Raw genomic sequence first — 12385 nt, 5'->3', positions numbered from 1 at the left:
CTCCGCTCAGCGGGCCTTGACCACCCACCCCCAACCAGAAAGAAAGGCGAACAGAGTCTCCAATTAAACGGCCCGGATCAGGGGGCTGGGTCAGGTCCGTCATCCAATTATTAACCTTGCGCGCCTTGAGTGCACAGGATTTTTTCTTATCGCACAACGGCTTATGACCAAAATCAATTCGCGCATGGGGTGTGCACCCCGGTCACGGAATCGTCTCTTTCGGAGAAGCAATCCTTAACAGGACAAACCCGCTCAGAACTCTTCTTCCTTCAACGGAGGAAGTTCTGCGGGGAGCGGCTCGGTGTCCGGGCGGGCTTGGGCCTCTGGTATTTTCGTGTCGGACGGGTTTTCGAAGACACGGCGGATGACGCCGGGGGCGAGCGCGGAGAGCGGGTTTACCGAGACGTTGGCCTTTTCAAGCGTGCCGCGCACGGAATAGGTTAACGAGAAGATCCCCTCGCCATCGCGGCCGACGACGAGATCGCCGATGATGGGAATTCCTCCGAGAGCGGAGTTAACGCCAAAGCTGGGCACCAGAACGCCGTCGATCTCGATGGCCTGGCTGGTCATGTCGATATAACCGTTTGCGGTGAGGCCGAGGGCGGGCCCTTGCGCCTTGGCGCCGGTGACGACATAGCGCCCACCTTGCACTTTCATCGGAATGTCGATGCGGGAGAACATCACGCCCTCCCCGCTCAGCGTGTCGGCAAGGCCGCGCAGGGAGGCGAGAGAGAGAATCTGGGTCAGGAAAGGCGCATTGCTCATCCGCGCATTGGAAATCTGCAGCAGCAGGTCTGCAGGCGCCGCGGCTGTTTCCAGCGTGCCGGAGAGGGCCATCTCCCCGCCGGTGATGAAATCCGCGCCCAGGAAAGCGCTGGCGATGAAGCCGGCGTCACCGGAGGAAACGTCCAGCCGGATCGGCGCTGATCCGCCTGCGGAGAGTTTGGCGCTGAGCGGGGCGCCGCCGAGGGCCAGGCCGCTCGCCTCCAGCGATTGCAGACCGCGCGTGCCGGTAACGGCGCGAAGTTTCGCCTGGCGCAGATCAAGCCCCTCGCGCAGGGTGAGGCGGTCAACTTCTGCCGTAATGGTGAGCGGTGTGCCTTCGGCCGGCTCTGCGCCCGCCGCGCCCGCCATGCCGCCCAGCCCCGGAATGATGCCGGAGGCATCCAGATATTTGCCGCGCAGGGTGACGGTCAGCCGGTCGCCCGGATCGCGCTGCACCGCGCCGGACACTTCAGCGACATTGCGGAAGAAGGCTTCCCGCAGGTCTGCCGAAATCAGCTTTGAATCGGCGCCCAGGGTGAAATCCCCATCGAGGCGCGCGGTGGGGCTGATGAAGGTTACCCGCGAGGCGGAAAGCTCTCCCTTCTGGGAAATGCTGACATCAGCGCGGGCGGCGGTGCCTGCCGGTTTGACCCATCCGATCTCGGACATATCCAGCCGCGCGGACGAAAGGTCGACGCTGATATTCGAGGTGACGAGCGTTTCCCCGTCCAGCTTTGCGGTGACATCGATGGGGGCTTCGCCGGTCATGTAGGCCCGGCCGAGAATGCCGAACCGGTTGAGGAAATCTGCCGAGACCGTGCCGGTGGCGGTGAGGTCTGCCGGGGCGCCCTCATCGGTGAAGCCTTCATACCAGCGAAAAGTGACGGGCGACGGGCCGAGACGGGCCGCGCCGGTAAGCCCGGCGCCCGCCTGATCGACCTTCACATCCATCGTGCCGCTGGCGAGATCAAAACCCAGCGCCGCATTTTTCAGGCCAGCATTGCGCACGGTGCCGATGGCGGTGAACCGAACATCCTCATACGGCACATCGTTGAGGGCGGGACGGAACATCTCGAAGGTGAGATCCCCATCGCCCGACATGCGCGCCGGATCGAAATCTATTTCCAGGCGCGAGTCCACGAGCGCCTTCATCATGTTCCGGGCGGGGCCCCGCCCCTTGGCGAAGACGCGGAAATCCTCGCCGCGCGGCGTGAAGGCCGGAAAATCGACCAGGCCCTCGGCAAGGGTCCAGCCGGCGAAGCGGCCCTGGCTGAGCTGCACGCGGAAGCTGTTGCCGGTCAGGCGCCCCTGGCCGTAGGCATTTTCCACCGCAGGCAGATCATCCAGGAAGCGCACCCTGGCGTCTTCCACGCGGAAGGTCACCTCCAGATGATCGTCCTTCAGATAACCGTCCGGCAGGCTGTCGCGGGCCAGCGTGATGCGGCCGGCTGCATCGAAGACGGTGCCCGTCTCTATGCGCTCTGCCGTAAAGCTGCGCGCCCCCTCGCCCAGCGTTGCGGGCCAGAAACTCAGGACGGCCGGCACCTCCATCGGCCCGGGCACAGACAGCGTGACCTCACCCAGCGCCGCAGGCTCTCCAGGCTGGCGATCCGGCGTGCGGGCGAGACTGCCGGCAGCCTCAAATCTGGCGCCGCCGGAAACAAACTCCACCTTCGCCGCGCGCAGGGCGATGGCATCAATATCCGCCTCCCCCGACGCGCGCACGCTGGCCAGATCAATCGGCGCGGTGAAGACGGGCGTAAGGTCTAGCGTCAGGGCCGGGCTTTGCAGCATGAAGGGGCGGAAGCCCTCTCCGGTGAGGGCCTTTTCAAGCGCGATATCTGCCGTGCCCTTGAACGGGCCGGCGCCGCGCGAGGCGACCTTGAGATTGAGCCGGTCTTCGGAGCGATCATAGAGCAGCGAGAGATCCAGATCCCGCACCGGCCAGACCTGATCGTCAAAGGAGAACTGGCCCTCGCCGCTTTTGGCGACCAGGGTGATTTCATCAATGCCGGTCTCTTCGGAGAGATTGGCGGCGAGGCTTATGTCCGAGGGCAGACCTTCGGTAAGCTCCCGGTCAAGCCCGAGGCGGGCGCCGAAATCCCCGAGGGGCCAGCCCGTCAGGGCAAGTTCAGCGCGCAGGCTGCGCGTGTCATCGGGGTTGGCAATCGACAGGGTGATCGCCGCAGGCAGGCCTTCGCCGAGACCTTTGCCCCTGAAATTGAGAACCATTCCCGAAGCGCCCAGCGCCAGGCGCCCGCTGGCCTCCTCGACCGTGCCGATCAGCGCCCCTGCCGGATCGCGCACGCGCAGTTCGATATTCTCGAAGCCGGCGGCCTCAAGGCGCATGCTCGCGCGCGCCTCGCGCCAGGCCCGCAGCCATTCGGGAAGAACCCCGCCGACATAATCGATCCAGCCTTGCGGCGTATCGGGAAGCTGGGTTTCCCGAAACTCCGGCAGCGGATCACCTGCCAGCGCCCATTGGCGCGCCGACATCTGGTCAATCGCGATCCAGCCATCGCTGAGATCCATGGCCAGCACTTCGATGCCGCCAAAAACCAGGGCCGAGCCGGAAAGCTGGATCACCGCATTTTCCGCCTCGGCGGCGGGGCGCCCGGCGCCATCCAGCAGGCGCACATCCTGCGCCATGATCTGCACCCGCCTGTCCCGGGGCGACCATTCCAGCTGCAGCGCGCCGAGGGACACACCGCGGCCACCCCGCGCATCGGCCAGCGCCTCCTCCACATCGTCCCGGAAAACAGCCAGATCAATCGGCCCGCTGGCCAGGCGCAGCATCAGCACCGCCGCCAGCACGAAGGCCAGCAGAATCAATCCGCCGAGAATCTCGAAAACCACAATGGAAGCGGTCTGGCGGACCAATAGCGGGCTCCTCAGGAAAGTCTTTTCTGCCGCAGGTCCAGAGGCATCATAAGACTATAAACTTCGTGAACTTCAGGCACCATAGGAGCATTGCATGACCACAGGACCGCAGGAAGGGCGCAAAGCCCCCGCTTTCTCGATGGAAACGACCGCCGGCAAGCGGCGCCTGGCCGATTATGCAGGCAAGTATCTGGTGCTGTATTTCTATCCCAAGGACGACACGCCCGGATGCACGCAGGAGGCGATCGACTTTTCCACGCACGCGAAGGCCTTCGAGAAGGCCGGCGCGGTGGTGCTGGGGGTCTCCCGCGATCCGCTCAGCCGTCATGAAAAGTTCGCAGCCAAGCATGCGCTCACGATTCAACTGGGCAGCGACGCGGACGGGAAGGTCTCCGAGGCCTATGGGACATGGGAGGAAAAATCCATGTACGGAAGGACGTATATGGGCATGGCGCGGCGCACTTTCCTGATCGGGCCGGACGGCAAGATCATCCGTGTCTGGCCTAAAGTGCGCGTCAAGGGCCATGCCGAAGAGGTTCTGGAAAACATTAACTCCCTGACAGATTAGGCGGCGCTGGCACTGTAGTTCCTGCAACAGATGCCCAGGTTAACAGCAGATTTACCCAATCATGCTAAGATTGCCCAAAAATATGCTCCCAAGGGGTTTCGCGAAGAGGCGAATTGGGTATGTATAAGCGCGGGGTATGGGAGCGCTGCGGAAGATTTTTTCTGCGGTCATCATAAAAAGTTTCCAGCTGACAGGTAGCTTGCATGGCGAAGTGGAGTGCAAACCTTAAAGCGACGTTCGACCGCGCTTTTCCGGAACGCCAGATCTATCATCGCAGCGGAGGCACCGTCCGCTATATTTCTATCTCTCCCTGGCAGCAGGCCATGATGGCTGCCGGGATTACCGCCCTCGCCAGCTGGACCATGTTTGCCACGGCCAATTTTGTGCTCGGCGGCGGGCCGGGTACTCCGCAGACGGGCGAAGGCAAGGAACTCGCCAAGTATGAGCGCTGGGTCCAGGATCTGCGCGCCCGCGAATCGCTGCAGCGCACCCTGCTTGAAGAACGCAGCAAGGAAACCGCCGAACTCGAGCAGAAACAACGCGCGCTGGAAGAATTGCTGAACGAGATGCGCGATGAGGACGGCATGAAGATGTCGGCGCTCGAAGGCGATGGCGCGCCCCTGCTGATCGAAGCCACCATTGAGGAAGCCGATCGCCGCCAATCGCGCGATGCTTATCTCACCCTGGCCTCCATCGGTGTTCCGGCCGCACGCGGCACGCCGAAAGCCATCGAGTCTGACATGAACATGCTGTTCAATCAGATGGAAGACCTCGCCGCCGAGCGCGCCGAACGGGCCCGCGGCGTGCTGAACCTGACCCAGGTGGCCACCGGCGACCGGATTGCCGCGCCGCAATCGGGCATTGGCGGACCTCTGGTTTCCATCGGTGCGCTGACTTCTTCGGCCGCCGAACCGGCCATTGGCGGCGATCAGCCATTCATGGTGCGCCTGTCACAGGCCCGCGCCCGCATCGCCGAGATGAAGCATTACGAGCGGATCGTGAACGACCTGCCGCTGGGCATCCCGGTGGCCGTTCCGTTCCGCTATACAAGCCCTTACGGCATTCGCGTCGACCCCTTCACCAAGCGGCCGGCCGCGCACTGGGGCACGGACTTCGCGGCCTATCGCGATGCGCCGATCGTCGCCTCCGGCCCTGGCACTGTGGTGCATGCGGGTCCGCGCGGCGGTTATGGCCTGCTGGTCGAAATCGATCACGGCCACGGCTTCAAATCGCGTTATGGCCACCTTCGCTCATATACGGTGAAGAAGGGCGATGTTATAAAGGTTGGGGACCTGGTGGGGCGCATGGGTTCTACGGGGCGCAGCACCGGGGATCACCTTCATTACGAAGTGTGGTACAATGACAAGCCTTATGACCCTATGAAGTTCCTGAAAGCAGGCAAACATGTTCACAAAGAATAACAAAACGCAGGCGGCTCCACCGCCCGAACCGATGCAGAAGCCGGTGCCAGCCCAGGATGCCATTCGTGGCGCCGCTTCCAAACCTGCCGCCCGCGCGGCCTCGATCATCTGCGCCGACATGAAGATCAACGGCTCGGTGATCTCGGAAGGTGCGCTTCAGATTGACGGGATCGTGGACGGCGATGTTAGCGCGACCGACATCACCATCGGCGCCAGTGGCCAGATCACCGGCGAAGTGAAAGCCGAGGTCGTCAAGGTCAAGGGCCGGATCAAGGGTTCGATCCGCGCGCGGAAGGTTGAACTGGAAACCGGCGCACATGTGAAGGGGGACATTGTCCACTCCTCACTGCAGATCCAGTCGAATGCCGTGTTTGAAGGCCAGGTGAAGCATGCGGATGATCCGCTGCGGGAAACCGGCCCGGTGGCAGCGGCGCCGGCCAATGAGAGCAAACCTGCGCTCTCCTCCTCCGCGCCTGGCCCTTACAGCATCTCCAGCTCTTCGCCGCCGAGCTGATCTGCGCGGACGCTGTTTCGAGACAGTCAGAGATTTTCAGAACGCCGGCAGATTTTCCTGCCGGCGTTTTTGTTTGACCGAAAAAACAGCCGGAGCGGCGGGGCGGAGCCAGAACGCCTGATTTTGTTGGATTTTCCGGGGAAATGGCGGGACTTGACGCGCCCTGGGCGGGACGGGCCGGGACAGGCGGGGGACATTTCTGGACAAATCCGGACAGTTTCGAACCCTTCCGGGCAGGCCGGGACAATGCGGAAACGCCAGATGCAGAAAGCCCCGGACCAGAAGGCCGGGGCTTTCGATTGGACTTGCTCAGAGGGCCAAGGCCCGCCTGCCGGATCAGACCGGCTGGGCGGCGCGCTTGCACTCAGGCGTTTCGTTGAACTTCGCCTGCGACGCCTTCAGGCGCTCTTCGACGGTTTTACAGCCTTCCGGCATGTTGTCGCCAAGAGCCTGGAGCTTCTTGCAGATCTTCTCTTCGTTCTGGACGTTGAGCATGGCGGCCTGAACCTCGAAGCAGACAAGCGCGTCGCGCGTGTATTCCTCGGAGTCCATGAAGGCGAGCCAGCCGCGGCCACCCGCATTGTTGGCCTGACGGAAGGCTTCGCGGGCACCGGCCCGGTCCCTGCGCTCATAGCGCGACTGGCCGATCCGGACCCAGGCATTGCCCCGGTCTTTCACGCCGCCCATCTGGAGCGCCTTCTGGAGAGCTTCCTCTGTTTCCGGCCATTTCTGCAGCTCGCTGTAAGAAGCGCCGAGACGCTCATACATCGCGCCGCCACCGCCCATTTCAGCGGCCTGACGGATCACCGGGATGGCTTTCTCATGCTCACGGGCCACCTGATAGAAGTCGGCCAGGAGGGACATGCGCTCAACCGTCTTCTTGATCCGGCCAGCATTCATTTCCTTCTCGAGCACGCGGGCAGCGTGATAGGGCGCGTTGAAGCGGTTGTAGAAGTTCACAATGCGCATGATTTCATCTTCAGTGGTCAAGAGACCGCCGAGATACATGGCTTTCTGGACTTCGAACGCCTTGCGCTCTTCGTTGCCCGCAAAGTAGTTGCCGGCAATTGCATCCCAGTATTTGCGCTCTTTCGGGTTCCGCTCGACGAGGGCTTCGAGCACCTCGGCCAGCTTCGCCTTGTTGCCGGTGTCGTTGTAAAGATAGACGAGCAGGTCATAGAGCTGCTGGTCGAACTTGGCGCCATCGTCACGGCGGACTTCCTCGGCCCATCTGATGGCCTCGGCATTCTTGTCGGCGCGCTGGTTGAGCACGGCCAGCTGCCATTTCTGCGTCCGGTCCGGCTTGCCGCCAGCCTGCATCCAGCGCCCCATATATTCGAGCGCCTGGACCTGATTTTCATCCTGCAGATAGATCTGGGCAATGTTGTAGTAGGTCTGGGCGCGCTGATCAGCGGGGATATAGCCCTTGTTGATCGCATCCAGAAGATCGCGGACGGCGCCTGCGCGGTCGCCCTGCTCGATCTTGATGTAGGCAGAAAGGCGGATAACCGCGCCTTCTTCATAACAGTTGAGCTCGCCGGCGCGCAGCTGGTTCAGCTTCGCGATTGCCGTCGCCCAGTCTTTGTTCGCCATCGCTGCGGTTTCAGCATCAAGATAGGTCTGGCCCGTCTTGGCGCTGAAGGTGGTCTCCGTACAGGCCTGCGCAAGCGCAGATCCTGCACCCATGACTGCCATCGCCCCCGCTACGATCGCCCCTTTAAGGATTGCCTTGAGTTGCATCGTTTTTTCTCCTCACCGCCAAAGCGGCATACTGGACCTGATGGATCGCCGGCCCGGCCCCTGAGCCCTACCGGCAATTCCGTCGAAGGGGCTGATGGCTGCCACTGAAGCAGCAGCCATCACCCGAGGGGGGCCCTACTGGATCTTGAATTCCAGCGGGTAGACAACGTTCCGGCGTTCAACCGCCTGGCCGCGAACGATCTTCGGCGCAAACTCCACGCGCGAAACGGCGCGTTCGGCTTCCGATTTGAAGACGCTGTCGGTGCAGGTAGCCACGATGTTGTACGGCTTGCCGCGGGTATCCACGTCAAAGCGCACATCGCAGTTGCCCGACAGGCCACGTTCAGCCGCACGCTGCGGGAACGAAGGCGTCGGCGGGCGGATCGGCTGCGCGTCACGGTCGGACACGGCAACCGGGTCGATCGCCAGCGAGTTCATCCGGCCAAGATCGAGGTTCTGCGGCACACCGCCATCGATCTTCGGAGTCGGCAGGTTGATGCTCGACTTCGTGGCAGACTGTTTCGGCGGCGGCGGCGGCTTCTGCGCAGCATCGATCTTCTTCGGCGGCGTCCGCGAACGGGTACGCACCTCGGTATCCTGTTTCTGCGGCGTGATCGCCGCCAGGGTCCGGGTTTCACCTTCGGAGAGTTCGATCTCATCGACCGAAATCAGCGAGTTCATCAGAAGGAAGATCACCAGCACGATCGGGATCGCGAGAACCACCCCGACCAGCAGACGCATGAAAGGATTATTCAACATGCCCGATCCTCCCTAACCCGACGTTTTCGCGGAGATATTGATGACGGTGGCGCCATCAATCTTGTTGATGGCTTCCATTACGTCAACCATTACCTGCGCCTCAGCGTCCACATCGGTCTGGATCACCACCTCGCCCCGCGGATTGTCGAGGCGCATTTCCTTGAGCACGAAGCCGAGCTCATTCGGGTTGATGCGTTGTTTGTCGATGTAGATTTCGCTGTTCTTGTCGATCGCGATGAGGATGGCGAGCGGCTTGGCCGCTGCCTTGTTATCCACATCCGGCCGGACAATCGGCACACCCGGTTCCTTGATGAACTGGGCCGTCACGATGAAGAAGATGAGCAGGATGAACACGACGTCCAGCATGGGCGTCAGGTTCACGTCATCCTCGGCGCTGCCCCCACCCGTTGCCAAGCGTTTTTTTCTGGCCATTGGGGTCTCCTAGGTCTGCGAAATGACGATGTTCACGCGCTCGCGGAAGCCCGCATTGTACGCTTCGTCACGGATCTTCACCACAATACCGCTACGGGTTTTGGGGTGAGCCTGAATGATAAGCGCACTTTGCGGATTTTCTGCGACCACGCGTTCGATATTTGCACGCACCGAGCCGATATCCGTCGGGCGACCGTTCACTGAGATGAGATTGGACTCATCAATGAAGATCAGGATCGCCTGTTGGGTCTGCTGCTGCTCCTGGTCAGGAGACGGCGGCGGCGGCGGCTCAAGGCCAATCGCCTCTTCGCGTGCAAAGGTCGACGTCACGATGAAGAAGATGAGGAGGATGAAGACGACGTCCAGCATGGGCGTCAGGTCAACATTGGCCTCCTCGGGAGGTCTTGCGGAACGTCCACGCATCAGCCGATCTCCATCTCATCTTCGACCATCTGGACAGCACGGTTCACCCGCCGGTCCATGCCCGATGTGAACAGGATGCCGGACAGGGAGGCCACCATGCCTGCCATGGTCGGGATCGTGGCGCGCGACACACCGGCCGACATGGCCTTCGCATCTGCACCGGAAGTGATGGCCATGATATCAAACACGGCCACCATGCCCGTCACTGTGCCCAGCAGGCCCAGCAATGGCGCAAGCGCCACCATTGCTTTCGTCAGCTGGACATTCGCCTCCGCCTTGGCGCGCACTTCGGAGACGAGCTTGTCGCGGATCCAGTGGGCGGGGACGGACTTGCGGTCCGCCCGCGCACGCCACTCGGCGATCGCTTCAGCTGCCACCTGCTTGTGAGCAAAGCGGAAGTAAAACAGCCTTTCCAGGATCAGGGCCCACATCACGAATGTGGCAGCCATGATGACGATCAGAACGGGACCGCCACGATCAAGGAAGGCTTGTAGGTCTTGGAAACCCATATCGGGTTACTCCTCGAGCGCTCTGAGGGGCGGGCTTATGCCCGGCCCCCGTGGACGGATTCCATCTTCTCGGCGACGAGGCCGGCGGCCTGCTCGTCGAGGAGCTGCTGGTTGCCGCGGGCCATAGCCGAGACAACAGCGTGGATCAGAAGCAGCGGGATAGCCGCGACGAGACCAAACACCGTGGTCATGAGAGCGACCGAAATACCGCCAGCCATCAGCTTCGGATCGCCGGCACCGTAGATGGTGATGGCGGTGAAGGTGATGATCATACCGACGACCGTACCCAGAAGACCGAGCAGCGGCGAGACGGCTGCAAGCACTTTGATGATGTCGTTGAAGCGCTCGATGCGGGGGCTTTCGCGCAGGATCTGCTCGTCCAGCTTCAGCTCGAGGGTTTCAACATCGGCATTGCGGTTGTTCTCGTAGACTTCGAATACGCGGGCCAGCGGGTTGCCGGTGCCGGCCTGGCGGGTTTTCGCCGTGCCGCGCATTGCGCCGCCCATGGTGAAGAGGGTGAAGATCTTGAACAGGCCGAGCAGGATACCGGCGATAGCCAGAATGGCGATCACGGCACCAACTTCGCCGCCCTGTTTCAGACGGTCACCGAAGCTCGGCAGGTCGCCGAGGATACCGAAGAGGTTGCCTTTCGACGGATCGACCGGAGCGCGGACGACTTCACCTTCACCGGCGCGGATCAGCGACGCGATGGCGGAGGAATAAGCGCCGCCCGGCTGTTTCGCGAAGACCTGCAGGAAGGTATCGGAGCCCTGGCCACCACGGACTTCGACGAAGTCGCGGCCAGCAGTGGTGGCGGCGGTGAACACACCGACGCGGATCAGTTCAGCTTCGCCGTTCGAGCCGTCCGGACCGATGCCGTTGACCGTCGCGGTGAAGGTTTTGACTTCGGACTGGGCGATCATTTCCTGCAGCATCGCCTTGGGCAGACGCTCCAGCTGGGCGCGGGTCGGCAGGACGCGGGCTTCAGCGATCTCGGCGATGGCTTCCACACGGTCTTTATAGTCGAAGTTGGCGACCGAGTTGGCGATTTCCGGCATCGTGGCGCCGGCTGCCGAACGGAACTGGCCAAGCAGTTCCTGGAAGTCGCCGGCCTGAGCCGAAACTTCTGCTTCCAGAGCGCCGAGCTGGCCTTCGTTGGCGTCGAACTCGCGGCTGAGAGCGGCGGCGCGGCCTTCAGCAGCGGCGAGCGCGTTGCGGGCTTCGGCCATACGGGCGGACTGGCTGGCGGTGTCCTGCTGGAACTCGCGCAGGCGAGCCTGGTCAGCGGTGGACATCTGCTCGGAGTCGCGGCGAACCGCAGCGAGCACTTCGGACAGGGTCTGAGCGACGGCCGGGGGCGCCATCGTGGCAGCGGTTGCCGCAACGAGGACAGAAACACCCAGAGCCTTCAGAGAGGATTTGAACTTGAACATGTTTTGAAAACCTTTGTGTCTGACGGTTCGGGCCGTTTACTGGACCGAGAACTTCTGGACCGGGGCGAACAGAACGACCTGCTGGGCCTTGCCCTGAGCGACGCGGATGGCGCGCTGGACTTCCGGCACATAGCTGCCAGGCAGGTTCACCCACTCACCGGTGGCGCGGTCAAAACGGGCAGCTTTGCCATTCGGCGTCAGGTACACGTAGGAAACGCGGCCGTAGAGGAACATGTCCACAGTGGTCGGGTTGCCGTCGATGGTGATCTCTTCCTGCCAGGTGTCGATCGTGCGGCCGTATTCCATCTCAGCCTGGTAGGCTTCCATGATCAGGCGGTACTGTTCGGAGGCAGAAACGTTCGGGCTGCGCATCACGCCGTCCAGCGCTTCAAGGCGGGCGTTACGCTCTTCCATCTTGAAAGGCAGGTCGGCGGCGACAAAGAGCTTCAGGTCTTCGATCATGCCGAGCAGCATGGGAACGGTCTGGGCGGTGATGTCGTCGATCGAGCCAAGCTGTTCGGTGAGCGAGGCAATCTCTTCCCGCTGGCTCTGCACGACAAGTTCCTGCTGCTTTGCAAAGAGCTCAGCGGCGTCGCGACGCTGCAGGAGCGTGCGGTATTCCCGAACCATATCCGAACGTTGATCATCCAGCTGGTTGATCTGATCCTGGATCTGTTCGGCTCTCCGGGTCGCTTGCTCGCCCGTGTTCAGCGCCTCGCGGAATTGGGCCTGAGCTGGAATGGCCAGCCCGGCGATCAGCGCGGCAGCGATCACGCTGCGAGCGGGTGAAAGAAGTTTCTTCATGAGGTTAGCCTCTCAACTCTCCAAACAAACGGTGACGCACCCTCTCCGGGGCGCGTAAATCCTGGTTGCGGGCGAGCCTGCTCACGAGGCCGTCCCGATCTTATGCCGGCTCACACACACAGAGCCGCAAAGTAAAC

General features: G+C 62.3%; 11 protein-coding genes. 3 read left to right on the top strand and 8 right to left on the bottom strand.

Annotated elements, in window-relative coordinates:
- Positions 1-252: 252 nt before the first annotated feature.
- The gene (locus tag ACQKI2_RS16115) at positions 253-3645 is read right to left on the bottom strand and encodes an AsmA-like C-terminal domain-containing protein (protein WP_427380648.1); all 3393 of its coding nucleotides are present in this window, start codon (positions 3643-3645) and stop codon (positions 253-255) included.
- A 94-nt stretch (positions 3646-3739) separates the two neighbouring features.
- On the opposite strand from ACQKI2_RS16115, the gene ACQKI2_RS16110 reads away from it, so the two are divergent.
- The 3 genes from ACQKI2_RS16110 to ACQKI2_RS16100 all read left to right on the top strand — a co-directional run bounded on the left by ACQKI2_RS16110 (position 3740) and on the right by ACQKI2_RS16100 (position 6148).
- The gene (locus ACQKI2_RS16110) at positions 3740-4213 is read left to right on the top strand and encodes a peroxiredoxin (RefSeq protein WP_427380647.1); all 474 of its coding nucleotides are present in this window, start codon (positions 3740-3742) and stop codon (positions 4211-4213) included.
- A gap of 203 nt (positions 4214-4416) precedes the next feature.
- On the top strand, positions 4417-5634 hold the full coding sequence (locus tag ACQKI2_RS16105) for a peptidoglycan DD-metalloendopeptidase family protein (RefSeq protein ID WP_427380646.1): 1218 nt from the start codon (positions 4417-4419) through the stop codon (positions 5632-5634).
- The gene (locus ACQKI2_RS16100) at positions 5618-6148 is read left to right on the top strand and encodes a bactofilin family protein (protein ID WP_427380645.1); all 531 of its coding nucleotides are present in this window, start codon (positions 5618-5620) and stop codon (positions 6146-6148) included. The genes ACQKI2_RS16105 and ACQKI2_RS16100 overlap by 17 nt, the downstream gene beginning before the upstream one ends.
- Positions 6149-6484: 336 nt before the next feature.
- On the opposite strand, the gene ACQKI2_RS16095 is transcribed toward ACQKI2_RS16100, so the two are convergent.
- From ACQKI2_RS16095 to ACQKI2_RS16065, 7 genes are all read right to left on the bottom strand, one after another.
- Positions 6485-7888: a tetratricopeptide repeat protein gene (locus ACQKI2_RS16095; RefSeq protein ID WP_427380644.1), complete on the bottom strand. Its 1404-nt coding sequence runs from the start codon at positions 7886-7888 to the stop codon at positions 6485-6487.
- A 135-nt stretch (positions 7889-8023) separates the two neighbouring features.
- On the bottom strand, positions 8024-8647 hold the full coding sequence (locus tag ACQKI2_RS16090) for a TonB family protein (RefSeq protein ID WP_427380643.1): 624 nt from the start codon (positions 8645-8647) through the stop codon (positions 8024-8026).
- Positions 8648-8659: 12 nt separating this feature from the next.
- Positions 8660-9079 carry an ExbD/TolR family protein gene (locus ACQKI2_RS16085; protein ID WP_427380642.1) on the bottom strand — a complete coding sequence of 140 codons (420 nt, stop codon included), beginning with the start codon at positions 9077-9079 and terminating at the stop codon, positions 8660-8662.
- A 9-nt stretch (positions 9080-9088) separates the two neighbouring features.
- Positions 9089-9502: an ExbD/TolR family protein gene (locus ACQKI2_RS16080; RefSeq protein ID WP_290915940.1), complete on the bottom strand. Its 414-nt coding sequence runs from the start codon at positions 9500-9502 to the stop codon at positions 9089-9091.
- Entirely contained in the window at positions 9502-10011 is a 510-nt protein-coding gene (locus tag ACQKI2_RS16075; protein ID WP_427380641.1) for a MotA/TolQ/ExbB proton channel family protein, read from the bottom strand. The genes ACQKI2_RS16080 and ACQKI2_RS16075 overlap by 1 nt, the downstream gene beginning before the upstream one ends.
- 35 nt (positions 10012-10046) lie before the next feature.
- Complete coding sequence (locus tag ACQKI2_RS16070; RefSeq protein WP_427380640.1) at positions 10047-11444, bottom strand: MotA/TolQ/ExbB proton channel family protein; 1398 nt, start codon at positions 11442-11444, stop codon at positions 10047-10049.
- 36 nt (positions 11445-11480) lie between these two features.
- Positions 11481-12248, bottom strand: a complete 768-nt coding sequence (locus tag ACQKI2_RS16065; protein ID WP_427380639.1) for a DUF3450 domain-containing protein — start codon at positions 12246-12248, stop codon at positions 11481-11483.
- Positions 12249-12385 lie beyond the last annotated feature (137 nt).

Origin of the sequence: Hyphomonas sp. NPDC076881 (assembly GCF_050269995.1) — a bacterium.
In the GTDB taxonomy this organism is placed as follows: domain Bacteria; phylum Pseudomonadota; class Alphaproteobacteria; order Caulobacterales; family Hyphomonadaceae; genus Hyphomonas.
Note: the sequence above shows the minus strand (reverse complement) of the source record. Positions and strands in the feature narration are given on the sequence as shown.